Genomic DNA, 25,287 nt, shown 5'->3' with positions numbered 1-25,287 from the left:
TAGGGAGGCACAATTATTTGTAGGATGGGTTAGCGGTAGCGTAACATAATCAGGCGTTGGGTTTCATGCTTCAACCCAACCTACGTTCATCTTATATTTAATTCCACCCACCCACTTAGGTTGATATTTAATTATAAATTACAGCCTTCTCTCATCAAGATAAAGTACAAGTGTATTGGATATTATCCCTAGACTACCCCGAAAACCAGAGACTTTTGACCTCACCTAACCCGCACCGCTGCCCAATAAAAATAAACTTAACAGGGTGCCACCATTCCAGAGACTATGAACCAACATCGAGGATAATAAATTTTTCGAGCGGGTGTAAACAAAGCCAAGAACACAACCTAGTACGGTTAAAGGCAGCACTTCTGACAAATTTTGGTGAGCAAGGGCGAAAATCAAACTACTAAGCGCAATTGCACCCCAAACAGGCAGATAACGAGTCAAAGAAGCTAGTAAAAAGCCGCGAAAGACAATTTCCTCGAAAAAAGGAGCGGCAAGGGAAGCAGTAAAGCCAAAACAGATTAAAGCGAAGGTATTCTGGGATTCTAGGGCTAAAGTCAGCAGCGGGTTACTGCCTCCTTGTCCTTGCCAAATTAGTTGATTGAGCAAAGAAACGATAATAACCAGGGGTAAAGCGACGAAATAGCCGGCTAACCCCCAGAGAAGCCAAGGACTAAAGAGTTTAAAACGAAACCAATCGGGAGGTAAAGGGCGAAAAGGCTTGATCGCTAGGTATAAAACCGATAAACTGCTCAATGTTAAGGCTAAATAACTAACTACAACGTATATTGCTTTAGCTTCTAGGTTAAATTGTTCGGGATTGAGACTCAAGAAACTCGATAAAATCCCGAAAATTACTGGTAAAACAATTTGTCCGACGAAAAAGAAACCGATAATTATTCCCCACCAGAGGGTTTCTCCTCCCCACTTAGTTTGCCAAGCGAGACTATCATCTAGAAAGAGCAGCGATCGCTGTTTACGGAGCAGCCACTGCACTAATAAAAATATCAACAGCACAAAACCGATTAAACCGCCGATAAGAGGCAACAAAGCCACTAAAATTAGTTTAATTAAGGCATTAGCCGCCACTTCACTCTGTTCTTCCTCTAAAGCGAGTAAATCCTCTTGACGATTTTCGAGACTATATAATTTTTCCAGAATGGTATAACGAAACCATCCTTGAAAATTGCGCTCGATTCTCGCTTCAGCATCGGCAGCAATTTCGGGGGGTTCACTGTACAATCCCTCTAACAGCAGCGCATTTTGTAAAACAGCAGGTTTATAGTTCTCAAATGCTGATTTTTCCTTGATGTCTTGCCAGATTTTCCGTGCCGAATCCAAGTCACCTTGACTAGCTTGAATGAGACTTAATTTCAGTTCTAAATCTTTTAAGGAATTGATTTCGCGCTCAAGAGATTTTTTTTGTTCGGGATTAACTGCTGATTTTTTTAGTTCGGTGATTGTTTTTTTGGCACTTTTCTGGGCTGATAAATACTGTTCCTCGGCAGTGCTGTAGGGATCTTCACCGATCAGGGAAGTTTGCATTAATTTAAGATTAGCAAATTCCTCGCTATTAGGGTCAGCATCGCTGCTGAGAGTCGTGACTTGTAGGTTGAGATTGGTTTGATATAGTTGAATATTCGATTGGATTTGGGGCTGATTAACGCTAGAAATTAAAGCCGTAACCACTGGAGTTAAAGCAATAATTGTTAAGACAAAAGCGATCGCTTGTTTGAGACTTTGCCAGGGGAGTTTTTTTGAGAAATTATCAAACATGAAAATAGTTAAGTGGGAGTTAGAGGTTAGCTGATGGGGTTTTAGGGTTTTAGGGTTTTAGTTGAAATTCCCCTATTCCCTATAGGTAGGTATTAAAAATTGTCAGATACCACCCTTATCAAGGGGGGATTAAGGGGGGAGCTATCTTCAATTTAATTATAACTACTTACCCTAATTATTAACTAATTACTTGAGAAAAAAGCTTTTCGTATTGATCCAAAGTCTTTTCAAAGGCATAATTTTCTTCCGCGTATTGTCGTCCTTTTTCTCCTAGTATAGTTGCTAAATCTGGGTTTTTGTATAGCTTTAAAATAGCTGTAGCTAATGCCTCCGGATCTTCAGGATTAATCACCAAACCACCACCACTGCGCTCGATCGCCCTAGCAGCAGTTCCAGCGGCGGGAACAGAAGCAATAATAGCACGGCCACTAGCTAATAATACCTGAATTTTGGACGGCATATTAAAGGAAATCACGTTATGTTTTTGCATCACCATACCCACATCAGCGGCGGCTAACATTTCTGGTAATTTTTCCCGGGGTTGAAAGGGTAATAAAAGCACATTACTGGTCCCCTGTTCTTGGCGATACTTTTCTAGGCGATCAAGTGCTTCTTTTTTACCAACAATTACCACTTGAATCTCAGGAATATTAACTAAGTGAACTGCGGCATCGATCAGAGTTTCTAAGGGTTGAGTTAGGGCAATATTGCCAGAATATAAAACAATAAACTTGCCCTCAAGATGATTTTCTTGGCGGAAATAATTATTGTTTTTTGGCAGAGGTTTAATAAAGCTCACATCCACCCAATTAGGAATTTCAATAATTTTCTGACTCGGCACATTTTTAGTTAGAAGGTTTTTGGTAAAACCATCGGCAATAACCGAGATTTTGCTGGCAGTTTTGTAGGCAAATTTTTCGAGACCACTAAAAACCTTAATCATTTTCCGATTAGTTAATAATCCCACATGAACTGCCGCATCGGGCAGAATATCCTGTAAATTTAGAATAATCGGCACCCCATATAATTTACTCAATAAAGCTGCGGGAACGCAAACGGGTAATCCGGGGACAGTTAAGAAAATTAGATCAGGTTTTTCACCCTTGAGAGCCTGAAAGAAACTCAAAAAAACAAAGCTCAATTCAAATAAAATACGATTTTTTAGACTTCTTTGGGGGCGAGACCAAACGTAGGAACGTTGAATTCTAACACCATTTCGTTCTTCTTCCAGATAGATTTTTCCTCGGTATTCGGGATCGATTTCACTATTAGGATACCAAGGAAAGGCGGTTAAAACCCTAACTTGATGACCTCTTTTAACCAATCCCTCCGCCAATTCTGTCATTAGGGGAGCAATGCCGATCGGTTCAGGATAATAGTTATAAGAATAGAGCAAAATTCGCATAGGGATGGCAATTTGGTTAGGCGATTCAGTTTCATGATTTTATCAATAGTTGCTGGTTTTTTGACAAATCAGATGCACCTTTGTTAGGGATTACCCTAGAAAGAGGTGAGCATTCGGTCAGAGAGGCGGAAAAAAGGGGCAATTGGCTAATAAATTAATCCTCAAAACCCCCTTACCCCTGCCTCAATACTGACCCTTATTTTTCCCTTACCCGGTGGCCGATATCGCGACGATAATAGATGCCCTGAAAGTGTATCCTGTTCACCGATTGATAGGCAAGTTCGATCGCCTGATTAAAATTAGCTCCCATAGCAGTGACACCCAAAACCCGGCCGCCATCGGTAAAGATATCGCCGTGTTTTAAAACCGTGCCGGCGTGGAAAACGATCGCCCCTGCGGTTTCAGCTGCCTTAATTCCCGTGATTAACTGGCCTTTTTCGTAGTGGTCGGGATAACCGGCAGAGGCAGCCACCACACAAACGGCACTACCAGATCGCCATTGTAAAGAGGGGAAATCAGTTAATTTTTGTTGAGCGCAAGCCAGCAGCAGCGGTGCCAGGGCAGTTTCCAGTAGGGGTAAAACCGCTTGAGTTTCGGGATCGCCAAAACGACAGTTAAATTCGAGAACTTTTGGCTCTCCGGCGGGGGAAATCATTAAACCCGCGTAGAGGACTCCCCGATAGTCAATGCCGCGTTTTTGTAGGGTGGCGACGATGGGGGCGAGGATGTCTCGGTTTACCGCTTCGATAATGGCGGCGGTGGCTATGGGTGCGGGGGCATAAACTCCCATCCCGCCGGTATTTTTGCCGGTATCGCCTTCACCGATGCGCTTGTGATCTTGGGCGGGTAGCAGGGAACGAAAACTGATCCCATCGGTGAGGGTGAGGATGGACACTTCTTCCCCTTCTAGGAATTCTTCCACCACGACTTTAGTAAAGCCACTGGTAAAAAGATCATCGATCGCTTCTAGGGCCATATCTACGGTTTCGGCGACAATTACCCCTTTTCCTGCGGCTAATCCGTCGGCTTTCACCACAATTGGCGCTCCTTGCTCTCGGATATAAGTTTTTGCTAATTCTGCATCGGTAAAGGTTTCGGAAGTGGCGGTGATAACTCCGGCTTCGCTCATTAATTCTTTTGCCCAGGATTTGCTCGATTCAATTAAGGCCCCGGTTTGTGTGGGGCCAAAAACGGCAATTTCCTGGGCGAGAAGATAATCGGTAATGCCGAGGGAGAGGGGATATTCTGGACCGACAACCACCAGATCGACGCTATTTTCCTGGGCAAAACGGCTAATTTCAGCAAAATCCTCCATTGCTAGGGGGATATTTTCACATTGAGGTAAAATTGCCGTTCCCCCATTACCTGGAATACAGAACACTTGTTCTACTTGAGGCGATTGTAGGAGTTTCCAAGCTAGAGCGTGTTCTCGACCACCACTGCCGATAACGATAATTTTCACGGATAGACGCAGCCTAAATGACGATGGTTTAATTATCCCCTAGCTCTGGGGTGCCATTGGCTAGAAGTTGAGATTACTTAACTTTTTAATCCTCGCTCCCCACCTGTTGAGCAATAACCCTAGTCCTACGGAGGTGATCAGATAACTGCTGTAAAGGAGTCAATTGTGATTAGATAGTAGATGCTCCCTTCTTAGGCTGTCCCTATTTTGGGTCATTCTACTGCATCGAGTTGGCTCTCTCGGACATGGGGTCAAAAATATTCACAATATTAGATTATGGGCGCAAGCGTTGCGTCCCTACATTGCACACGGTGCGATTGAGAGAGCCAAGAAGAATCGATTTTATCTGATCTAAGTCCCCGTTAAACCTCAATCTATCTTTCAGATTATTCGGAATTTACTCTAATTATTTTTACTGTCTATGCCCTGTCATTTATCCCTGAATCAACTAGCTCAATTATTGTCCTTACAAGATAAAGCTGACATAAGTTTTAGTCCCGATAGTTTAGTATCTGGCATTAATACCGATAGCCGCAGTATTGAGTCAGGACAAGCATTTTTAGCCTTAAAAGGTGATAATTTTAATGGTCATGATTTTATCGATATGGCTATCGAAAGAGGAGCAGCGGCCTTGATTGTTGATCAGCCAGTTTCGGTAAATTCTTCTAAAAATATTCCTGTATTCCTAGTCCAGAATACCCTAGAAACTTATCAGCAATTAGCCCATTGGTGGCGGAATCAATTTACTATACCCGTGATTGCTATTACGGGATCGGTGGGGAAAACCACCACTAAAGAATTAATCGCTTCCGTATTAGCAACCCAGGGAAAGGTACACAAAACCCTGGCTAATTATAACAATGAGATCGGAGTGCCGAAAACTCTCCTCGAACTGGATGAAACTCACGATAGTGTTGTAATCGAGATGGGAATGCGGGGACGGGGAGAAATTGCCCTGCTCGCTCAAATCGCCCAACCGACCATCGCAGTGATTACTAATGTGGGAACCGCTCACATCGGTCGTTTAGGCTCAGAAGCGGCGATCGCAGAGGCCAAATGCGAGTTATTGACCGAGTCTCCTTCTAGTAGTATAGCTGTTCTTAACTACGATCACCCTTTACTTACGGAAACAGCTAAACGGGTATGGCAGGGGAAAAAAATTACCTATGGCTTCTCTGGCGGCGATATAGTCGGGGAATTACTGGATTTAACTACTTTACGAGTCAATGGACTAGATTTTAACTTACCTTTATCTGGTCGTCATCACGCTTTAAATTTTATGGCAGCCTTGGCTGTAGCGAAAATTTTAGGCATCGATTGGACTTCTTTGCAACAGGGAATTAAAGTTAATTTACCCAGTGGTCGGGCTAAACGTTACCAATTAGAGCCAGATATCCTACTCCTCGATGAAACCTATAACGCCGGTCTAGAATCAATGTTAGCGGCCTTGGATTTACTGAAAGCTACCCCCGGTCAGCGTCATCTTGCTGTTTTAGGCACGATGAAGGAGTTAGGGTCTTTTTCGGAGCAATTACATCGCCAAGTCGGTGAGAGGGTGCAAAAACTAGGCATAGATCGCTTGTTTGTCTTGGTGGATGACCCAGAAGCTAAGTTTATTGCTGAGTCCGCTACTGGGGTCGATTGCGAATGTTTTCAAACTCACGCAGATTTAATTAATCGTTTAAAGGAAGTGATTGATTCAGGCGATCGCATTTTATGCAAGGCTTCCCATTCCGTCGGTTTAAATCGGGTGGTGGAGAAGTTAATCAGTGATATTGGGAGTTAGGGAAGAGATGTTAGAGAATAGAGCATTTTTTAGCAAGAATAGCCGATTAAAAACAGTTTTTTCGGGTATTTTAACGCTAATTTTCTTTTTTTCGGCCGTGCAAGTCTCTTTTGCTCAAGAATCGAGACGACTGGAGACTTATCTCCCAGATATCAGTGGTTTAGCTTGGGTGGAAGCGGATATTTTTCTAGGGGTTCACGATGCCAAAAATAAGGGCGAAAAAAGTGATCCATCTCAAGCAAGGCTGAGTCTTTTACAGCTACCTACCCAGGAAAAACCGCTATTATGGCAGGTTTTAAGGGTAGATTGGCCAAATCCAGAGGGATTGAGTAACGATCTCGAAAGTATTACTCATATTCCTCAAACTAACTTATTTTTGTTGGCTGAAAGTGGCGAGAAAAAACCTTTTCAAAGACTGTTTTTAGCAGCATACAACCAGCAACAAGTCAAGATAGTTGAGCAAATAAATTGGCCGATCGCGGTGGACAATGTAGAGGCGATCTCTGTTAGTCGGCAAGGCGATCGTTATCTATTTATCTACGCAGAACGGGCCGATAGTCAAGAGAGTACAAAGATTCGCTGGACGGATATCTCGTTCAATCCCTTAAAATTCGGGGAATTTCAGTCGGTAACTTTTCGGAGTCCTTTTGGTAGCGGTAAAAATATTCGCCCCATCTCCGATTTAGCCGTAGATAAGCAAGGTAATATCTACATAGCTTCCGCTTACGATCCAGATAGTGCGGGAGTGTTTAGAAGTGCTGTTTACCGTATCGGTCAAGTTACAGCCGATAATAGCCTAATTCTTGCCCCTAATCCCCAAAAAATTGCAGAAATCGATGGCTCGAAAGTGGAAGCGGTGACTACCAGAGAATCTCCTAGAGGTGAAGTAGAAGTCTTTATCGGTACGGATGACGAGAATTATGGCGGTTTTCTGCGACCTTTGCTCTTAGATAATTAGGGTTTGTTGTACTGAATTTAAACTGCCTATGAGAATTTTTAGTACAAATGCTCGAACTTTCTCTCCTTGCTCCCTTCTCTCCCATAATTACTCGCAGCTAGAAATCCGCTAGACCGCAGCATAATTTGTGCTTTTTGTCAAAAAAACTTTTTTTTTGCAATAAAACTACACAAAAAAAAGATCATCGTTATGGGTGAAATTGACTCATTTACCTGTCTTAATTAGGATCACCTTCTAGGTGTGGCAAGGGTTTCAACCGTTGCTGCCCAAAAAAGCACAGAAAAAACCCATTATGAAATTCAGTAAAATCGCTGTAACCAGCATAACATCGTTGTTAAATAAAAATCTTTCTCAATTAATTTTTAAGAATTTGTAAATATTGCGGAATGTTAATTTAAATATTCTCAAGTTTGTGGAGTCAATAAATAATTTTTGCTTATCTTTGTCCAACATTGGGTTAGGAGACAGTTATCAGTTATCAGATGTGAGTTTTTAGTTTAGAACTCTTGCAAATTAATTATATGTTATAATGATGGGTTAACTAATTTTCCCCAAAAAATTAGTTAATCAGTACATTCGTCCTGAATGAAAACTTGAAGTTTAACTTTTAACTCAAAACTCTTTAGAGCTGCTTTAATTTGGTTATCAAAACCTCTTTATTTAAGCGGCACAAACTATCTCAATTATAAAAATTGAGAATAAATTCTCCTTGACTTGATTAATCTTTAGGCAACTTTTAAGAAGCTGCTATACCTATCCCTAACTCACAGTTATAAATAGCCGCCAACAAGTTAACTCTTAAACTATATCTTCGACGACGATTCCGATATTTACAGGATAAGATTTTAAAGATTTTGAGTTTCCTATTTATATGTTCAATGATAATCCTTTCTTTGGCTAAAGCCTTGTTATACTCTTTTTCTAACTCTGTTAATTTTCTATTTTTCGATTTCTTTTTCGGTGTATAACTATTACTATGGTATGCAGCTATTCCCTGATAACCACTGTCTTCTATGCTGGTAGTTAAAGGATGAAAACGAACTCGACTTTTTTTAAATAAACTAAAATCATGACCTCTACCTTTCCCACAAAAGACACAGATAATTTCCTCGGTATTTTGATCAGCTACTAATTGGGATTTTAAAGTATGATAACCTCTTTTACCCGAAAAAAAATCTTTCTGTTTCTTTTGGGGGCGTTCAATGGGAGTTTCCGTCACATCCATTACCGTTACGACCGGTATCTCTGCTTGATTGAGTAAAGCTTTTTTTCCTTTTAAACGGAAGTTTCCCGATTGTAAAAGCATTTTTTCCGTCTTATTTACAATCCGACATATAGTTGATTCTGATAGTTCCCAGCTTGTACCAATGTGAAAATATGTTCTATATTCTCGCCAATATTCTAACGTTACTAAAACTTGTTCTTCTATAGATAGTTTAGGTTTCGGTCCCCTTTTAGATGGTGAATTAGAGTCGGCTTCAACACTTTTTACTGATTCTACCATCTTTCTATATGTTTGTTTGTACACACCGAAACGGCGTTTGAATTGTTCATCTGATAAGTTTTGATAATCCATAATTTTGCTAATAAACATAGCAAAATTATAGATGATTTCCTGACCTAAGATCACATTTTATTCTTTTTTCCACTTCAATCTAAGAATTGAGAAAAAAGCAAAACCTTATATTATACCATAAAAAAATTATGCAAGAGGTCTTTTATTGTTTACTGAAAAAGCTCCCCACACCCCACACCCTACACCCCTCTCCCTTCTCCCTGCTCCCCAATCCCCATTTTCCGTCTAAACTTTTGTATAGGGATGGTCTGGGAAAGCATGGATAACTCTTAGACTAATTAATTCGGGACTCACATCACAATATAGACTATGGCTTACTATTGGTTTAAAGCATTTCACCTGATTGGGGTAGTTGTTTGGTTTGCGGGACTATTTTATTTAGTACGGTTGTTTGTCTATCATGCGGAGGCAGCAACACAAACGGAACCCGCACAAGCTATTCTGAAAGCACAATACGAGATCATGGAGAAGCGACTCTACAATATCATCACCACACCGGGGATGATTGTCACCGTGGCGATGGCGATCGGTTTAATCTCCACAGAACCAGAAATTTTAAAATCGGGATGGTTACATATTAAATTATCCTTTGTGGCTCTTTTACTGCTCTATCATTTCTACTGTGGTCGCATCATGAAAAAGCTAGAAAAAGGGGAATGTAATTGGACGGGACAGCAATTTCGGGCCTTAAATGAAGCACCAACCCTGTTATTGGTAGTTATTGTCCTTTTGGCAGTATTTAAGAATCAATTACCCCTCGATTTGACCACTTGGTTAATTGTAGCTTTAGTGGTATTAATGGCAGTGACAATCCAACTTTATGCTAAAAAACGTCGCCAAGATCAAGAAAAACTTCGGCAAAATACTCCCCAAAAAGAAGAAGTAGCGACCAGGTAAATTATCCTAATAATTGCCTAGGTTTCTAGGATAACAGTTAAGATTGGTTTGATAGCTGTGGGATGGTCTTTTTAGTCCATCCCAATTGTATAGGGAGCAACCTTTAGTTTTTAGGTTTTTGACTTTTTGCTATTTTTAAACTTATACCAAAACTATTTATAATACTGTGATGAACTGCCAAGCTATGGATTGTTTCTCCCACTTCCCACCATCCTATACCTTTTAAACAGGATTTAGTATTATAAACCTCTTGCGAACAGGAAACGCTATAAATAAAAACAATCTCCTGACGACCGACTACTAACCCTAACAACAATTTTTGATTTTTACAAGAGGTCCTATGAATAGTTGCTGGATAGATTGGGAAAAAATAACTAGGGATTTTCTCGGTTCCCGCAAAATCAAGCAAGTTGCTGAATTGCGAGGATTCTATCGAGTCAATCCTTCTGGTATTCCTAGAATTCCTCCCAATTTAGAGTTGAGAGACTACCAAAATACAGCGATTATCAGTTGGTTTCGTAATCGGGGACGAGGAACTTTAAAAATGGCCACCGGCAGCGGTAAAACCATTACTGCTTTAGCTATTGCCATGGAACTTTACGAAGCGATAGAACTGCAGGTATTATTAGTAATTTGTCCCTATCGTCACCTAGTCAATCAATGGCAACGAGAAGCGGAAAAATTTAATCTTAAACCGATTTTAGCCTACGAAAGTGTCCACACATGGCAAAGTCAACTATCGACAGAATTATATAATGTGCAAGCGGGTAATCAAAAATTTGTCACTATTTTAACTACTAACTCAACTTTTATTAGCGAGGGTTTTCAATCACAAATTAAATTTTTTCCCGATAAAACTTTAATCGTTGGTGATGAAGCCCATAATTTAGGTTCCCCCCGATTAGAAGAATTATTACCCCGTTCTTTAGGTCTAAGATTGGCTTTATCCGCCACTCCTGAAAGATATTTTGATGAGGAAGGAACCGACGCTATTCTTGATTATTTTGGGCAAATTCTACAACCAGAATTTACCCTAGCTGATGCTATTAGCAAAGGTGCTTTAGTTAATTATTTTTATCATCCAGTCTTGGTTGAATTAACCGATAATGAGGCTTTATTATACGCAAAATTGACCCAGAAAATCGGCTGGACTTTGCAGAAAAATAGTAATTTAAATGGCAATGAAAATTTAACAGCATTGCTAATGCAAAGATCGCGATTAATTGGTTCAGCGAGTAATAAATTACAGGCTTTACAACAATTGATGCAAGAGCGTTTAGATACGGATCATACTTTATTTTATTGTGGGGATGGTTATGTAGAAAATTATACGGCTAATTATCGTCGTCAGGTAGAGGCAGTTACTCATTTATTAGGCAATCAATTAGGTTATCGAGTTGCTACCTACACCGCAGAAACTTCCCTAGAAGAACGAGAAAAAATTCGCCAACAATTTGAGGAGGGTTATCTGCAAGGATTAGTGGCAATTAGATGTTTAGATGAGGGAGTAGATCTACCATCAATTCAAAACGCAGTCATTCTGGCTAGTAGTGGTAATCCTCGCCAATTTATTCAGCGTCGCGGGCGAATATTGCGCCCCCATCCCGATAAAAAACAGGCCACTTTATTTGATATGATCATTATGCCACCCACCTTAGATCGAGAAACCTGGGAAGTAGAAAGGAATTTATTACGCAAGGAATTAAAACGCTTTCTAGAGTTTGCTCAATTAGCTATTAATGCTCAAGAAGCTGAGACTAAATTAGGGGAGATTCAAGATAGATATTGTCTTTTATCTAATTAAAACTTGAAAAGTTAAATCTTGGCAGCTTTTATGCTAAAATAGAAGTTGGACAAGAATTGATCGCCGAGAAAAATCAACCTAACCAGATAGCGATCGATAAAGTTGTATAATTTTCTTTCCTCTCCTTCTAAACTTCTATGCCTCCCCGTCAACAACCCCGTCGCATTGCTCGAGAACTTGCCCTTTTGAGTTTAAGTCAGATTAAAGGCAATCCTGAAAACCTAGAACAGCAAACTTTAAACGATTTAATTTTAGTCGCAGTTAGAACCTTAACCCTAGAAATTCAAGAAACCTTAGAAACCGCTGCTGCTGAAATTAGTCGTGGTAATGAACGGATTCTCGCTAGTGATACTAAGGCAACAAATCTAAAAAGCGCCCAAACTATGGTAAAAGAGGCAATTTCTCTTACCCACAATGCCATTAATCGTTTAGGAACCGTGATAGATTTTCCCGAAATTGTCCAGTTATCTAGTCAGTACGAAGTGCGGGAATATGCCCTAGAATTAATCGGTACAGTCTATCGTCGTCGTGCGGAAATTGAACAGGAATTAACCGGTGCTTTAGTGGATTGGCAACTGCATCGTTTACCAAGAATCGATCGAGATATCCTGCAAATTGCCGTGGCAGAAATGCTCTATCTCGATATACCTCAAAAAGTAGCAATTAATGAGGCGATCGAATTAGCCAAACGTTATTCTGATGATGAAGGTTATCGTTTTATTAATGGCGTTCTCCGACGGGTAACGAATAAGCTAAACGAAGCAGAAAAAGCCCTATCTACCCAGAGTTAAACTGGGAGAAAATTAATACTACAATCACCACATTTTATAGGGAAATTTCTGTAAATTGCTATTGTAGTATCGCTCATCTCCCGTGACTTCTTCGCCGATCCAATCGGGAATAGTAATGACTTGATCCTCTTGTTCTAACTCAATTTCAGCCATAATCAAACCTTGATTATCTCCCAAAAATTCATCAACTTCCCAAGTTAAATTATCCAGAGAAATGCGATGACGAATCTTTTCAATTAAAGGTTTTTTACAGAGGTTTTCTAACATGAGCGCCGCATCTTCTAGGGGAATTACATACTCGAATTCCTGACGACTAATGCCCTCAGTCTTGCCTTTAATGGTTAAATAACCCCGCTCTCCAACCACACGAACCCGCACAGTTGTCAATCCATCTTGGGTAGGAATATATCCCTGACGATACAACTTGCCAGGAGCAAGCGATCGCCAGTCATCCCCTTTAACCAGAAATTTCCGTTCAATTTCAACAGACATAAGTTTTTGATTAAGCCGTAGTCACGGCAGCACCCTGGGTTCCTAGTTGAATTAACTCGATCTTGTAGCCATTAGGATCTTCCACGAAAGCAATCACCGTAGAACCGTGTTTCATCGGGCCTGGTTCCCGGGTGACATTGCCACCAAGAGATTGAATTTTCTCACAGGTGCTATAGATATCATCCACGCCTAGGGCAATATGACCGTAAGCATTACCGACCTCATAGCGATCGACTCCCCAATTATAGGTCAGTTCGATGACAGCATGATTAGCCTCATCGCCATAACCGACGAAAGCGAGGGTAAATTGACCATTGGGATAGTCTTTCTGGCGCAATAACTTCATTCCTAGCACATCGCAGTAAAATTGTAGAGATTCCTGCAAGTTATTGACCCGGAGCATGGTGTGTAAGAGACGCATGATTATTTAGATGACATCGATCGAAAAATTACCTATCCTTGATTGTAACCAGTCCTTGGGCCCTCTTATCTCCTTGAGGGTCAACAATTATACTAATACAAATGTACGGAATTAGCTGTAAAACCACTTACTCCCATAATAGCTGTGAACAAAATCAGCTCTCTGGCCATACTTCAATTACTATCTATGGGATTTTTTTAGGCTATGATGTGGTTAGTGGTGAAGTTAGTTAGGTCAAGAAATTTTTGATCGGGAGTTTTCTAGGGAAATTTTGAAGGCAGTAGGTGGTAGTAAGTTTTCAGTGGTTTCCGAAAACACCTTTTGAGTTGATTGACCGATAGTTGAATAAAACCTCTGTGACTGCAATAAATACCAAATATTTAGGGGGGTACAGAACAGAGAAATTGGCACGGGTTAAAACTATGCGTTTTTATTTAGGGTACATCAATCACCTAGGCCGTTTACCAAAAAAATCCGCTCGGTTGGTTCGACAAGCTCACCAACTGGTTCGACAAGCAGGTTTTACAATTACAGAGGTTTTACTAGCAAGTTCGATGATGCTGATTGCCATCTCGGTGGCGGGAATTGGCGTAACTAACCTGCTCAGAAGTAACTATCGAGCTAATGCTGGTACTGAAATCCAAAATAATCTTAATCGGACTCTAGAGTTTGTTTCAGACGACGTGAAACGGGCAAGAATTATCGTTGAGACTGAAGCTAATATCGTGACGACTAAAGTACCCCAAGCGCGAGCAGCAGGAGCGCGACCAGTTCTTGCTTTCCAAATTCCCGACCCCAACAATCCCAGTCAGCTGCTCCCCGACCAGATCGTTTACTATACCCAAAACAGTCAGACTGGAGATAGCTTGACCGGTCTAGTCTTGTGGCGCTATGGTCCAAACTTGGACGAAGATGGCAACTACATCACCCCCGACAATATTGCTACTTGGCAACCTTCCCCCGTCACCGATATGTTAGCAGCGACTGCTAATAACCCCAATTTTTGTGATGACCATGAGGGTTTTGAACTAATCGCCGCGGATCCTGGCGATGTGGACGGTTTTTTTGCCTGTGTTCGCAACGGTGGTGGTCAAGTGATTTTGAATGCCAACGCTGAGGTAAATCTGACTACTGGAGATACCGATAAAGATAAAGTTAAATACTCTGTCAGTACCAGAGTTTCCCCTAGAGCTACCGATTAAATATTTTTCCTCCTCATGAGGTTAAATAGAGAAGGACGATCCTGGGCTAAAAAATCTAACTTAAACAGCGAATTGCCTCCAATAAACCCCTGGCTTTGTTGAGGGTTTCTTCATACTCTTTCTCCGGCTCAGAATCGGCTACTAACCCCGCTCCCGCTTGCACAGAAACCAGATAATTTTGATTACCCTGGGGACGAACAATCATAGTGCGGATTGTGATGGCACTATTTAACTGTCCCTCGAAATCGTAGTAACCATAAACCCCTGAATAGGGACCACGACGACAGGGTTCTAATTCATGAATAATTTCCATAGCGCGAATTTTCGGGGCCCCACTGACAGTTCCCGCCGGAAAACAAGCTTTTAATAAATCCCAAGCACTTTTATTGGTTGCTAAATCCCCCACCACATTACTAACAATGTGCATAACGTGGGAATAACGTTCAATTATCATTAATTCATCCACTTTGACCGTACCTCGATCGCACACCCGGCCTAGATCATTTCTACCCAAATCCACTAACATAATATGCTCGGCAATTTCTTTGGGATCTTGCAATAAATCTATTGCTAAAGCTTGATCTTCACCGAAGTTTTGTCCCCGGCGACGGGTGCCAGCAATTGGTCTGACAGTGGCTCTTATTTTACCTAATTCGTCCCGTTCTGCCTTAACCATCACTTCAGGACTAGAGCCAATAATTTGCCAATCCTTAAAGTTATAAAAAGCCATGTAGGGAGAAGGATTAATCAGACGCAAGGAACGATATAAATCGAAGGGATGACCATGATAATTGGCATTTAAACGCTGGGAAATAACCACCTGAAAAATATCCCCCGCTTTGATATAATCCTTGGCTTTTAGGACATTTTGACAGAATTTTTCCTGAGTTGTATTGCTTTCATAAACTAATTCTTTTCCCTGACCAACTGGTAATAATTCTAGGGTTTTGGCATTAGTTGGTAGCGGTAATCGTAACTTCAGAACTAACTGTGTCACTCGATCGCAGGCCGCTTGATAAGCGGCTGCTAAATCGGGATTATTACCCCGGATATCGGCATAAGCGATCGCCCAGATTTTCCGTTTAACTTGATCGAAAATAATCAGATTATCCACCTGCATCCAAATACCATCCGGTAGATCCGCATCCGTAGCGGGATAAATAGGCACTCGCGGTTCAATCCAATTAATTAATTCATAACCCCAAAAACCAAATAAACCCCCTATTCCTGCGGGTAATTGCGGCAATTTAACCGGCACAATCGGGGCTAAACATTGGGTTAAAATCTCGAAAGGATCCCCCGAAAAAATCTCTTGAGAACCATTGCGAAAAGTTTGGGTGGTGGTGTTTCCCCGCGCTTCCAATACCCAGACGGGATCGCCGCCTAAAAAGCTGTAGCGTCCCAAGGTTTCGCCCCCTTCCACCGACTCTAATAAAAAATTGTAGGCTTGATCGGCACAAACTTTATACCAGGCCGAAACGGGTGTTTCTAGGTCAGCGACCCATTCTTGATAGACAGGAATAAAGTTACCTTGGCCAGCCAGTTCACGAAAGCGATCGAAGTCGGGGAAGATCATATTTTGATGGTTCAGGAAACGGAAGGAATTATGAATTATGAATTATGAATTATGAATTATGAAGGAGTGGGGATCAGGGGAGATAAGTAGGTAGGTGTTAAAAGTTGTCAGACACCCCCCTTATCAAGGGGGGATTAAGGGGGGATCGGCACCCCCCTTATCAAGGGGGGCAGGGGGGATCGAATCTAAAATCCATGTTTAATTTAATTATAACCAGCTACTTAGGAGAATAAATAAAAGCAATCTCCTGAATACTGACCCCTAACCCCAAGAAAGACTTTTTCAGCAAACCCTAACTAGCAATTGATTGCGATCAGAGAAATCGAGAGTCGGAAGTCAAATCTTGGGGCTAAATAGCTTCTAAATCTAACTCCCCACTCTCGATTTTAGGGTTTATTTATGCTTCGTAGGGAGTGACACCAGAGAACTTAATTGTCGCTGGTTCGGGGTTTTTGCCGATATTGCGGTCTTTTTTGCCGAAAAATTCACGACCAGCGTTAACTTTTTCGGGGAAGACACCATCAGCAGGGTGGAGATACTGCACTTCACCACTGGGATAAATCCGATAGATTTTGTAATCTTCGATTTTGGGCTTAAATTTCGTCCGGAATTGGGTACCAAGAGCGAGCGCCTGTTCTTTGCGGGCCAAATAGAGGAGATTTTCGCCTTCGTTCATGATAGCGGCGCCACCGGTGGGCATTTCAAAGACTTGTTCTTTGCTGCTTGTCCAGGTGATGGCGTACTTTTCTTCCAGATCGGCTTTGGCGAGTAAACCGCCCGTGCTGCCACCGAACTTGGGAGCTTTTCCAGAAAGTTCTGTCATAGGATGTTGTTCTCTCTACACAAATAAAGAAAAGGGGTTTTAGGGAATCCTATCACTGACACCCCCCCTCTCTAGTAGTCTTGTCAAGAACTGTAACATTATTTTGTACTAGACTATAGAACTAAGCTGCTGGCCGATCGCCAACTGGTCTAGGAATCGACCACCACTTTAATCGATCGCCCGTCGGGAAATTTGCCAACTTAAAAAAATTACTGGAATTAATCCCACTAGGACAATGGCCAGGGCCGGGGCTGCTGCTTCCACCAAACGTTCATCACTGGCGTATTGATAAACGCGCACCGCTAGGGTATCAAAATTAAAAGGTCTTAAGACCAAAGTAGCAGGTAATTCCTTCATCACATCGACAAAAACTAACATAGCCGCCGTCAATAATCCCCCCGACAAAAGAGGAATATGCACTTTAATTAAAGTGGCACCAGTGCCATAGCCAAGGCTGCGGGAAGCATCATCTAAACTAGGTTTAATTTTACTTAAGCTCGATTCTAACGTGGAAAAAGCTACGGCTAAAAACCGGACAATATAGGCAAAAATTAGACAGAAAATCGTGCCGCTCAGAATTAAATTGATATTTAATCCTTGATTGAAAAAGTTATCTAATTGGCCGAGAGGAATTAAAACCCCCACGGCTATAACAATGCCGGGGATAGCATAACCAGCGGCCGCAATCCGCACAGAACCCTTAAGAGTTTTATTCGGATTAAGTCTTTCCCCGTAGGCGAGAATTAAAGCTAAAACTACCGCAATAATTGCGCTTAAACTAGCCAGAAAAAAACTGTTTAGTGACAAACTAAAAAAGTCATTATTAAAAGTTTCTTGGGCATGATTAAAGGCTAGATAAGCTAGATAAAAAGCAGGGGCAATAAACCCCAGAAATACCAGCACAAAACAGGAGATCATTGCCAAAAAACTGCGAACAAATCCTAGTTCGTACTTAGTCGGTGACTGGAAACGATTGGTCATTTCATAGTAACGAGCTTGACGACGGGAGGATTGTTCAAGGAAAACTAAAACGAGGATAAATACCATTAAAACTGTGGATAACTGTCCCGCTGCTATGCGATCGCCCATACCGAACCAAGTATTATAAATCCCCGTGGTAAAAGCATTAATACCGAAATACTGCACCGTACCAAAATCATTCAGAGTTTCCATTAAAGCTAGGGCTAATCCTGCCATAATTGCCGGTCTTGTTAGGGGTAAAGCGACGGTAAAAAAACTGCGCCAAGGGTTACATCCCAAGGAGCGACTTGCTTCCACTGTGCAGACAGATTGTTCTAAAAAACCGACCCTTGCTAACAGATAAACGTAGGGATAAAGCACCAGTATTAACATCAGAATCCCCCCCCAAAGAGAACGGATATTAGGAAACCAATAATCTTCGACACTATTCCAAGCGAAAACACTTCTTAAGAACGTCTGCACCGGACCAAAATAGTCCATCATATTGGTATAAGTATAGGCCAAGAGATAGGCAGGAGCGGCAAGGGGTAGTAATAATAACCATTGAAATTGTTGACGACCGGGAAATTGACACATCGTTATTAACCAAGCAGTGCCAACACCGATGATTAAAACACCGCTACCCACCCCACCCATTAACCAAAAAGAATTAACTAGATAATCCCAGAGAACAGTTTCGATCAGATGTTGCCAGACTTGACTGGAATTAGTTAATAAACTACTGGCCACCGATAAAATTGGCAGGGAAACAAGCAGGGCAATTAGTAAAACTGCAATTGTCCATCCCTGTCTAAAAAAAGAGCGAGATTCTTTCAGCAAAAACATTTTTAATAAGATTGTTAAAGCAATTTTTAGAGAACTAGGAGATGCTCTAAAGCAGTCCTAGGTCAATGGCTCCTAAAAGTTAGGATTTCTCTAACAGATTGCGGTAGTCAAACACGCGAATGAGCGTCCCTTTTTTCGGTAAATCGGCGGCACGAATCCGTAATTTATTGTCCCCGATTAAACGGATATTTTTATCCTTGACTAACTTGAGAAACTCATCTACAGACACCAATTCACAGGCATTTTTATCGGCGGCACTGGTGAAGTATTGCGTCGGGACAGCTATTCGCGGTTGTAAAACTTCGATCGCCTGTTTTGCCTCTTGGGGATTATAATTTTTTGGACCACCTCCCACGGGAATAAAAGCTAAATCCGGCGAACCCAGCAGAATTCTTTGTTCTAATTCAATTGGGGCCGCTGCCCCCCCTAAATGGACAATACTAATCCCCGCTTGGGTCCAACGCCAGGCCACATTCATGCCGAAACGTTGCCCTCCCATGCGATCATGGGCGATACTAATACCCTGGAATTTTAATTTACCCAGATCGTAGGCCCCCGGCTCAAACAAAATTTTCGGATTACCGGGTAAACCCTCGGCAGCCCCTTCATCCCACAGTTGACTACTAATTAAAACGATATCTGCTTCTACTTTTGGCAAAGGAAAACCCGCCGTACAACCAATGGCCCGGAAGGGATTAACTAGGACTCTTTGTCCTCCTCCGGTGAATAAAAAGCAACTATGACCCAACCATTGAACTAAGAGGGAATCATCGGGTTTTTGAGCGGGAGTGGGGTTAGTGGGTTTGGGTTTAGTTTCCGCTAAAACAGAGCTTACTGCCACGGTTAAGAAACTTGTCCCCGCCGATAAGATAAAATCTCGCCTTTTCATAAATATAGATGCAGAATTAATCAAGTTAAGTAGGGAGGCACAATTATTTGTCGGATGGGTTAGCGGTAGCGTAACATGAGCGGGTGTTGGGTTTCATGCTTCAACCCAACCTACGTTCATCTTCTATTTAATTCCACCCACCCACTTAAGGTTAATTTCAGGGGTTGGGGATTATTGACACTCCCATCGCGCTTATGCGAGGGATTCTTGGTTCACTGACTCAAGTTGTCTTGACAGGTATTGCTACCAACCAAGATAGAGCTTAAATCTCCCCAAGCGTTTAGGTCTGACGACCAGCTTCCGATATGCCCTATCGTAGCTTTTTTGAGTATATTCAAGGCCGCCATTTTGTCTCTATCTTCCACATATCCGCAGGAACAAACATGAGTTCTAACTGATAGAGACTTTTGGATTAACCGACCACAATTAAGGCATTCTTGGCTAGTATAGGCAGGATTAACTGCAATAGTTAATCTGCCGTATTTAATGCCAAAATACTCAATCCATTTTCTCAATTGTGACCAACCAGCATCATTGATACTCTTAGCTAGTTTTCGATTACGCACAAGGTTCTTGACTTTTAAATCTTCATATGCTATCAAGTCGTTTGACTGAATTAAACGGAGTGCCAATTTTTTAGCAAACTCTTCTCGTTGCCTACTTACTTTTAAATGTCCCTTGGCGTATTTTTGACTAGCTTTTTTGTAGTTATTAGACTGCTTTTGTCCTCTCTTAAACTTTTTCGACTTTCTTCTATTCAGTTTATTAAGACGCTTTTCGGCTTTTCGATAATACTTAGGAGGCTCTACTGTATTCCCGTTGCTGTCAGCATAAAGATATTTTAACCCCATATCTAATCCTACGCAATGACCCGTCGATTCTGATTGTGGGGTTATATCTCTAGCATCGAGTTTTAGCATTAACTGGCAATAATATCCATCAGCCCTTTTAACTATTCTTATCCGTTGAATTTGCCATTCTTGAAAATAAAACAAGTCTCGACTACCAATTAGTTTTAACTCCCCAATGTTTTTTCCATCAGTGAAAGTTATTCTCTTGGAATTTCGATTAAGTTTCCAACCTGACTTTTTAAACTCAACAGAATGAGTACGTTTAGAGTATTTAGGATATCCTTTCTTACCAGCAATTTTGTTCTTACAGTTATTATAGAACCTAAGAATAGCAGTCCAAGTCCGTTCGCAAGCCTGTTGACAAGCTGTAGAGTTAAGGTCTTGAACAAAAGGGTATTGACTTCTTAATTGAGTGACATATTTATATACATCCTTTTGTCCTACACCTTTATTGTCTTCCCAATATCTAAGACATTTATTCCGAACAAACTGGACTGTCCGAATAGCCTCATCAATGGCTTGATATTGAGATGGTTTTCCTCTAAGCTTGTACTCTAAAACAAACATTTTGCGTTATCGACCCAACGATCGCAAACTATTCTAGCATACTAAAATTAAATTGGCAACTATAGATTAGAGTTATTTTTAGTCGTGCTCGTGTCACTGAGCCTTTACATCGAAGCCCCTCGAAATGTGTCGAAGTGCTGTTCTATGCTGGTCGGCTTTTCATCTCCGAGGTGAAACCGAGAGCCTTCAAGCCGACATTATAGGTAAACACTAGAGGGATCGGAGAAAGTTTCTTAAAAGTTCCTTGCCGGCAGTGGTTAAAATACTTTCGGGATGGAATTGTACCCCTTGAATCTGGGGGTAATCCCGATGACGGACTCCCATGACCGTGCCATCTTCCACCCAGGCCGTGATCTCTAAATTATCCGGCATGGTGGAGCGATCGATCACTAAACTATGGTAACGGGTGGCAGTAAAAGGATTTTCTAAGCCTTGAAATACCCCTTCACTGTTGTGATAGATTGGGGAAGTTTTGCCGTGCATCAAGACCGGGGCCCGGACCACATCCCCCCCGAATACCTGACCGATACTTTGATGACCCAGACAGACCCCCAAAATCGGCAAATGGGGGCCAAATTTGGCGATTAATTCCAGAGATATGCCCGCATCGACCGGACGACCAGGACCGGGGGAAATGACAATCCCATCCGGCCGCATTTGTTCGATCGTGGCCAAGTCTATTTTATCATTACGATAGACCTCGATCGGCACAGCGATCGGGAACTCGGAGGCTAATTCTCCCAAATACTGGACCAAATTGTAGGTAAAACTATCATAGTTATCGATGACGATTATCAAGAGTCCCTCTCCTTTCTCTAGCCTCGCTCAGTATTTTCATTCTACACCTCTGCTGTCTCGATCGAGATAGCCGGGGTGTAGGGGGTAGGCTATTTTTGAGCAGTCAGTTAGAATCTGGCCGGAATTGCTAATTACAGCCTAAACTATCCCTGGTGGCCACTCCCGTGACTGGATTAATGCCATCGGCCCGTTCACACATTAACTTGACCTGATAGGCATCAATTACCGCGTTAGTGAAATCGGCCCCAGTAATAATTGTGTCATAAAAACGGCTGCGAGTGGCGATCGCATCGGTAAAAATAGTGTTAGTTAAATCGGCAAAATCGAGGGTAACTCTATCTACCAAAGAGGCGGTTAAATCAGCCCCTTTTAAGTTAGCTTTTAAGAGGACAGCCTCGGTGAGAATGCTATAGGATAAATCGGACCCTTCTAGGTTAACTCCCCGCATTGCGGCAGCTGCGAAAACCCCTCCGCGCAAATCCTGATGGGAAAAATCCCGATCTTGCAGCTGGGCAAAACTATAGTTAATCGTTTTATCTTGGGCCAAAGCCACCGGACGGGCCGCGAAAAGTAGCCACAGAATCGCCAGCAAAATAATTAAAACCAGACTGAAAAAATTTTTCAACATTGTTACTGTTGAGCGTCGAGAAACTGGGCCACATCATCACCCACCCGAATAGTTAGGTCTGAGTCTAAAGCACCAGTGGAGGATGATTCTACTTTACCGATTCCCAATTGATTTTTCAAGAGGTTAGCGGACTGAATATCACCTTTTTGGGCAATAATCGCCGTGGTTTCTAGCTTTTGGGAGGAGTCATCGCTAATATAAACATTTGTGTAGCCCTGTTTGGCCAGATAATCACGAGTACGACGGGCTAAACCTTTGGTATTGGTGGCATTTTGAATGGCAATCCCCAGACTATAAACGGAGGTTTCTCCCCCCGCGTGGTTATCGGTAAAATTATTAGCCACAATGGTTCTAATTTCGCGACGGTTCAAAATCCAATAACTGCGACCATCGTATTCCTCGAGGCTATTAAACCGGCCGGGGAGTAGGATCATTCTTAAGTTATCCTGTTTAATTTCCCGGCCAAAATTGGCGATAGCCAGCATTTCCTCGACGCTTAAGTTCGTATCGATATATTGTTGTAAAACCTGTACTGCTTTCGGGAGACTGGGGAGAATTGTCGGACTAAAAATCTTTTTTTGAAGTGCTTTTAATAAAATTTGTTGTCTTTGTACGCGACCAATATCGCCGTATTGCGGGTTACGAAAACGGGCAAATTGTTCTGCTTGGTCGCCGTTGAGATTTTGCCAACCCTCTTGTAAATCAATTTCTAATTTTTGGGTGACATCTTTATGATACATTCGTTCGGGTACATAAACCTCTACACCCCCGACTAAATCGACTAATTCCTTAAAGGCATCGGTAGTCACCCGCACATAGCGATCAATGGTGACATCCCCTAAAGTATTAGTGACAACTTCTGCCGCTAGAGTTGGTCCACCGTGAACGTTAGCATCGTTGATTTTAGTGAAACCGTGGCCGGGGATTCTGACGCGGCTATCGCGAGGGATAGACAGCATTCTCACGGTTTTATCGCTAGGATCGAAGCGCACTAGGAGCATGGTGTCGCTGCGACCTTTAAATACATCATCGCCGTTTTTGGCATCTAAAACTCGATCGATGCCCATAACTAAAATATTAACAGGACGAGAAAGCTGCTGATTGATTAAGCTATTCCAAGCTTGATCCTCAAGGATGTCTGTTTGGGTGGGAAAAGATGTTTTTTGGAAGATGGCCCCAATTGGTGCGGGTAAGGGACTAATTAAAGCGACGGCAGCCCCAACAGTGGCGGAAACTAGGGCGGTAAAACTGAGGGTTATTCCCCAAAATAAGCCCTTTTGCAGGGGAGATGCTTTTTTTAAACCGGACATGACTGAACTGACCACCGCGACGGTATTTTCTGAGTTTTGGCTGTATTCTTGCTTTTCAAACCGCCCGGAAACATTGGCCATAGACTAACCTCAACATCTGATTAAAAGCTTACTCTAGGAGGTGACTGTTGATCCCTAGAATCTATCTCTAGAGCAAAAGTTCCAGATATTGGCCACCCCCTCTCGCCGGCTATTGTAACATATTGTTAAGGAACTGGCTATCCTAGACCTGTTGTAAAAATCAAAAATTGTTGTTAGGGTTAGGTGTCGGTAGCCAGTAGCCAGTAGTCAGGAGAATTAAAAACGAATAATAAACGATTAAACGCTCTATTCACCGATTGTATGCCATTTAAGCCTTATTTTTGCAGTTTTTGAACCCTGAAAGGTTAATTATGCCATAGGTTTAATAATTTTTCAGGGATTCAGTTCGGTTATAGATTATCTTTATGGCCAAGAATTAAGGCTCTCTTAGGTTTGGTGGGTAAAATGTATTCTAAGATACAGTCCTGCTGGCGAGCGAGTGGAAGGAACCACTCCAGACACAGAGGACACAAAGATTGATCGCTTCTATAGTAAGTTAAACTGCTCACACAAAGAATAAGAGAGCCGAATTAAGAGAGGTGGAAACTTGAAGATGACAGAACGAACTAAGGTTATTCTCCTCGTTGTTATCCCTTTGCTTTTGGCTAGTAATGCAGTTTTTTCTGTCAATAAATTCTGAGCTATTTTTTATGCAAATCATCTCCCTTCCCCCATCATCTACCCAGGAATATCTCTGTCTAAGAGACTTAAATCTCTACAATTCTCCCAGTTGTCAAGAGTTAGCGACCCAAGCACAACGGGGAAGAAAATTAAAATTTATTTCCCTAGAAATTACCGAAAAAGGGCTACAAATTCAGCTAAGGGAAGATAATTATTTAGCTTGGTTATGCAGAGAAGATTTAGATGCAATTGCGGCGGCCACCACAGCTTATCAAAAAATTCCTCTAACTCGTTCGGACATAGAAAAACATATTCCTGAGATTATCTCTTTTACTCAGGAAGCAATGAATTGTACCAATCATTATCTCTGGGGTGGAACCCTTGCACCTAATTACGATTGCTCAGGATTAATCCAGGCTGCTTTTGCCACTTTTGGCATTTGGTTGCCGAGGGATTCCTATCAACAGGAGGCTTTTTGTCAAAAAATAAACCGAGAGGAATTACTCCCAGGAGATTTAATTTTCTTTGGTGATAAAAGAGTTAATCATGTGGCTTTATATCTAGGGAATAATCAATATATCCACAGTTCAGGAAAAGAAACAGGTAACAATGGTATCGCTATCAATCTACTCACCGATGATAGGGATAGCGTCAGTCGTCATTATTATCAAAAATTATGGAGTTTCGGTCGAGTTATGCACAATTAATCAGTTATCAGTTATCAGTTATCAGTTATGGGTTTACTGTTTACTGTTCACTGT

General features: G+C 41.7%; 23 protein-coding genes. 8 read left to right on the top strand and 15 right to left on the bottom strand.

Annotation, left to right across the window (positions count from 1 at the left end):
* Positions 1 to 225: 225 nt before the first annotated feature.
* From ACQY1X_RS23205 to purD, 3 genes are all read right to left on the bottom strand, one after another.
* A complete protein-coding gene (locus ACQY1X_RS23205) occupies positions 226 to 1,782 on the bottom strand; it encodes a CPBP family intramembrane glutamic endopeptidase (RefSeq protein WP_271939480.1) in 1,557 nt (518 codons plus the stop codon).
* A 178-nt stretch (positions 1,783 to 1,960) separates the two neighbouring features.
* Entirely contained in the window at positions 1,961 to 3,187 is a 1,227-nt protein-coding gene (locus tag ACQY1X_RS23200; protein ID WP_271939482.1) for a glycosyltransferase family 4 protein, read from the bottom strand.
* Positions 3,188 to 3,383: 196 nt separating this feature from the next.
* The gene (purD, locus tag ACQY1X_RS23195; RefSeq protein ID WP_430013637.1) at positions 3,384 to 4,649 is read right to left on the bottom strand and encodes a phosphoribosylamine--glycine ligase; all 1,266 of its coding nucleotides are present in this window, start codon (positions 4,647 to 4,649) and stop codon (positions 3,384 to 3,386) included.
* A 421-nt stretch (positions 4,650 to 5,070) separates the two neighbouring features.
* Here purD and ACQY1X_RS23190 point away from each other — a divergent pair, with 421 nt between their 5' ends.
* Positions 5,071 to 6,435, top strand: coding sequence for a UDP-N-acetylmuramoyl-tripeptide--D-alanyl-D-alanine ligase (locus ACQY1X_RS23190; RefSeq protein WP_430013636.1), 1,365 nt, complete (start codon positions 5,071 to 5,073; stop codon positions 6,433 to 6,435).
* 7 nt (positions 6,436 to 6,442) lie between these two features.
* Positions 6,443 to 7,393, top strand: coding sequence for a hypothetical protein (locus ACQY1X_RS23185; RefSeq protein WP_430015190.1), 951 nt, complete (start codon positions 6,443 to 6,445; stop codon positions 7,391 to 7,393).
* A gap of 736 nt (positions 7,394 to 8,129) precedes the next feature.
* Here ACQY1X_RS23185 and ACQY1X_RS23180 read toward each other — a convergent pair.
* Positions 8,130 to 8,987, bottom strand: coding sequence for an IS5-like element ISMae4 family transposase (locus tag ACQY1X_RS23180; RefSeq protein WP_420065461.1), 858 nt, complete (start codon positions 8,985 to 8,987; stop codon positions 8,130 to 8,132).
* A gap of 291 nt (positions 8,988 to 9,278) precedes the next feature.
* On the opposite strand from ACQY1X_RS23180, the gene hemJ reads away from it, so the two are divergent.
* Complete coding sequence (hemJ, locus tag ACQY1X_RS23175) at positions 9,279 to 9,866, top strand: protoporphyrinogen oxidase HemJ (protein WP_002739167.1); 588 nt, start codon at positions 9,279 to 9,281, stop codon at positions 9,864 to 9,866.
* A 103-nt stretch (positions 9,867 to 9,969) separates the two neighbouring features.
* Here hemJ and ACQY1X_RS23170 read toward each other — a convergent pair whose 3' ends face one another.
* A complete protein-coding gene (locus ACQY1X_RS23170) occupies positions 9,970 to 10,182 on the bottom strand; it encodes a hypothetical protein (protein WP_002739415.1) in 213 nt (70 codons plus the stop codon).
* Positions 10,183 to 10,206: 24 nt separating this feature from the next.
* Between ACQY1X_RS23170 and ACQY1X_RS23165 the strand changes: the two genes are divergently transcribed.
* Together ACQY1X_RS23165 and nusB are read left to right on the top strand one after the other, a co-directional pair.
* On the top strand, positions 10,207 to 11,670 hold the full coding sequence (locus ACQY1X_RS23165; protein WP_430015189.1) for a DNA phosphorothioation system restriction enzyme: 1,464 nt from the start codon (positions 10,207 to 10,209) through the stop codon (positions 11,668 to 11,670).
* 137 nt (positions 11,671 to 11,807) lie between these two features.
* On the top strand, positions 11,808 to 12,461 hold the full coding sequence (gene nusB / locus ACQY1X_RS23160) for a transcription antitermination factor NusB (RefSeq protein WP_193978597.1): 654 nt from the start codon (positions 11,808 to 11,810) through the stop codon (positions 12,459 to 12,461).
* Positions 12,462 to 12,485: 24 nt separating this feature from the next.
* Here nusB and ACQY1X_RS23155 read toward each other — a convergent pair whose 3' ends face one another.
* Both ACQY1X_RS23155 and gloA read right to left on the bottom strand, forming a co-directional pair.
* Positions 12,486 to 12,953 (bottom strand): CYTH domain-containing protein, encoded by a 468-nt coding sequence (locus ACQY1X_RS23155; protein WP_002738505.1) that lies wholly within the window; start codon positions 12,951 to 12,953, stop codon positions 12,486 to 12,488.
* Positions 12,954 to 12,963: 10 nt separating this feature from the next.
* Positions 12,964 to 13,374 (bottom strand): lactoylglutathione lyase, encoded by a 411-nt coding sequence (gene gloA / locus ACQY1X_RS23150; protein WP_002738911.1) that lies wholly within the window; start codon positions 13,372 to 13,374, stop codon positions 12,964 to 12,966.
* 101 nt (positions 13,375 to 13,475) lie between these two features.
* On the opposite strand from gloA, the gene ACQY1X_RS23145 reads away from it, so the two are divergent.
* Both ACQY1X_RS23145 and ACQY1X_RS23140 read left to right on the top strand, forming a co-directional pair.
* Positions 13,476 to 13,607, top strand: a complete 132-nt coding sequence (locus ACQY1X_RS23145; RefSeq protein ID WP_256094043.1) for a hypothetical protein — start codon at positions 13,476 to 13,478, stop codon at positions 13,605 to 13,607.
* 189 nt (positions 13,608 to 13,796) lie between these two features.
* Entirely contained in the window at positions 13,797 to 14,576 is a 780-nt protein-coding gene (locus ACQY1X_RS23140; RefSeq protein ID WP_430015188.1) for a PulJ/GspJ family protein, read from the top strand.
* Between the two features lie 55 nt (positions 14,577 to 14,631).
* Here the strand turns inward: ACQY1X_RS23140 and trpE are convergent, their stop codons facing one another.
* The 8 genes from trpE to ACQY1X_RS23100 form a co-directional block, all read right to left on the bottom strand.
* Positions 14,632 to 16,152 carry an anthranilate synthase component I gene (gene trpE, locus ACQY1X_RS23135; protein ID WP_002738459.1) on the bottom strand — a complete coding sequence of 507 codons (1,521 nt, stop codon included), beginning with the start codon at positions 16,150 to 16,152 and terminating at the stop codon, positions 14,632 to 14,634.
* A 397-nt stretch (positions 16,153 to 16,549) separates the two neighbouring features.
* Complete coding sequence (locus ACQY1X_RS23130; protein WP_002738785.1) at positions 16,550 to 16,975, bottom strand: photosystem I reaction center subunit II PsaD; 426 nt, start codon at positions 16,973 to 16,975, stop codon at positions 16,550 to 16,552.
* A gap of 168 nt (positions 16,976 to 17,143) precedes the next feature.
* Positions 17,144 to 18,781, bottom strand: a complete 1,638-nt coding sequence (locus ACQY1X_RS23125) for an ABC transporter permease (RefSeq protein ID WP_002739216.1) — start codon at positions 18,779 to 18,781, stop codon at positions 17,144 to 17,146.
* 79 nt (positions 18,782 to 18,860) lie between these two features.
* The gene (locus tag ACQY1X_RS23120; protein ID WP_002739400.1) at positions 18,861 to 19,670 is read right to left on the bottom strand and encodes an MBL fold metallo-hydrolase; all 810 of its coding nucleotides are present in this window, start codon (positions 19,668 to 19,670) and stop codon (positions 18,861 to 18,863) included.
* Positions 19,671 to 19,882: 212 nt separating this feature from the next.
* Positions 19,883 to 21,088: an RNA-guided endonuclease InsQ/TnpB family protein gene (locus tag ACQY1X_RS23115; RefSeq protein ID WP_016516525.1), complete on the bottom strand. Its 1,206-nt coding sequence runs from the start codon at positions 21,086 to 21,088 to the stop codon at positions 19,883 to 19,885.
* A gap of 210 nt (positions 21,089 to 21,298) precedes the next feature.
* Positions 21,299 to 21,886, bottom strand: a complete 588-nt coding sequence (locus ACQY1X_RS23110; RefSeq protein ID WP_043998719.1) for an anthranilate synthase component II — start codon at positions 21,884 to 21,886, stop codon at positions 21,299 to 21,301.
* A 127-nt stretch (positions 21,887 to 22,013) separates the two neighbouring features.
* Entirely contained in the window at positions 22,014 to 22,514 is a 501-nt protein-coding gene (locus ACQY1X_RS23105) for a pentapeptide repeat-containing protein (protein ID WP_430015187.1), read from the bottom strand.
* A 2-nt stretch (positions 22,515 to 22,516) separates the two neighbouring features.
* A complete protein-coding gene (locus ACQY1X_RS23100; RefSeq protein ID WP_002778390.1) occupies positions 22,517 to 23,905 on the bottom strand; it encodes an LCP family protein in 1,389 nt (462 codons plus the stop codon).
* A gap of 650 nt (positions 23,906 to 24,555) precedes the next feature.
* On the opposite strand from ACQY1X_RS23100, the gene ACQY1X_RS23095 reads away from it, so the two are divergent.
* Positions 24,556 to 25,233, top strand: a complete 678-nt coding sequence (locus ACQY1X_RS23095) for a C40 family peptidase (protein WP_002738550.1) — start codon at positions 24,556 to 24,558, stop codon at positions 25,231 to 25,233.
* The last annotated feature ends 54 nt before the right edge of the window (positions 25,234 to 25,287 follow it).

The organism is Microcystis protocystis FBCC-A270 (genome assembly GCF_050500235.1).
Taxonomy (GTDB): domain Bacteria; phylum Cyanobacteriota; class Cyanobacteriia; order Cyanobacteriales; family Microcystaceae; genus Microcystis; species Microcystis ichthyoblabe_A.
Note: the sequence above shows the minus strand (reverse complement) of the source record. Positions and strands in the feature narration are given on the sequence as shown.

Coding starts and splice junctions, on each gene's coding strand:
- ACQY1X_RS23205 (WP_271939480.1), bottom strand. CDS start 1,782: ATGTTTGATAATTTCTCAAAAAAACTCCCCTGGCAAAGTCTCAAACAA.
- ACQY1X_RS23200 (WP_271939482.1), bottom strand. CDS start 3,187: ATGCGAATTTTGCTCTATTCTTATAACTATTATCCTGAACCGATCGGC.
- ACQY1X_RS23190 (WP_430013636.1), top strand. CDS start 5,071: ATGCCCTGTCATTTATCCCTGAATCAACTAGCTCAATTATTGTCCTTA.
- ACQY1X_RS23185 (WP_430015190.1), top strand. CDS start 6,443: ATGTTAGAGAATAGAGCATTTTTTAGCAAGAATAGCCGATTAAAAACA.
- ACQY1X_RS23180 (WP_420065461.1), bottom strand. CDS start 8,987: ATGTTTATTAGCAAAATTATGGATTATCAAAACTTATCAGATGAACAA.
- hemJ (WP_002739167.1), top strand. CDS start 9,279: ATGGCTTACTATTGGTTTAAAGCATTTCACCTGATTGGGGTAGTTGTT.
- ACQY1X_RS23165 (WP_430015189.1), top strand. CDS start 10,207: ATGAATAGTTGCTGGATAGATTGGGAAAAAATAACTAGGGATTTTCTC.
- nusB (WP_193978597.1), top strand. CDS start 11,808: ATGCCTCCCCGTCAACAACCCCGTCGCATTGCTCGAGAACTTGCCCTT.
- ACQY1X_RS23155 (WP_002738505.1), bottom strand. CDS start 12,953: ATGTCTGTTGAAATTGAACGGAAATTTCTGGTTAAAGGGGATGACTGG.
- gloA (WP_002738911.1), bottom strand. CDS start 13,374: ATGCGTCTCTTACACACCATGCTCCGGGTCAATAACTTGCAGGAATCT.
- ACQY1X_RS23145 (WP_256094043.1), top strand. CDS start 13,476: ATGTACGGAATTAGCTGTAAAACCACTTACTCCCATAATAGCTGTGAA.
- ACQY1X_RS23140 (WP_430015188.1), top strand. CDS start 13,797: ATGCGTTTTTATTTAGGGTACATCAATCACCTAGGCCGTTTACCAAAA.
- trpE (WP_002738459.1), bottom strand. CDS start 16,152: ATGATCTTCCCCGACTTCGATCGCTTTCGTGAACTGGCTGGCCAAGGT.
- ACQY1X_RS23130 (WP_002738785.1), bottom strand. CDS start 16,975: ATGACAGAACTTTCTGGAAAAGCTCCCAAGTTCGGTGGCAGCACGGGC.
- ACQY1X_RS23125 (WP_002739216.1), bottom strand. CDS start 18,781: ATGTTTTTGCTGAAAGAATCTCGCTCTTTTTTTAGACAGGGATGGACA.
- ACQY1X_RS23120 (WP_002739400.1), bottom strand. CDS start 19,670: ATGAAAAGGCGAGATTTTATCTTATCGGCGGGGACAAGTTTCTTAACC.
- ACQY1X_RS23115 (WP_016516525.1), bottom strand. CDS start 21,088: ATGTTTGTTTTAGAGTACAAGCTTAGAGGAAAACCATCTCAATATCAA.
- ACQY1X_RS23105 (WP_430015187.1), bottom strand. CDS start 22,514: ATGTTGAAAAATTTTTTCAGTCTGGTTTTAATTATTTTGCTGGCGATT.
- ACQY1X_RS23100 (WP_002778390.1), bottom strand. CDS start 23,905: ATGGCCAATGTTTCCGGGCGGTTTGAAAAGCAAGAATACAGCCAAAAC.
- ACQY1X_RS23095 (WP_002738550.1), top strand. CDS start 24,556: ATGCAAATCATCTCCCTTCCCCCATCATCTACCCAGGAATATCTCTGT.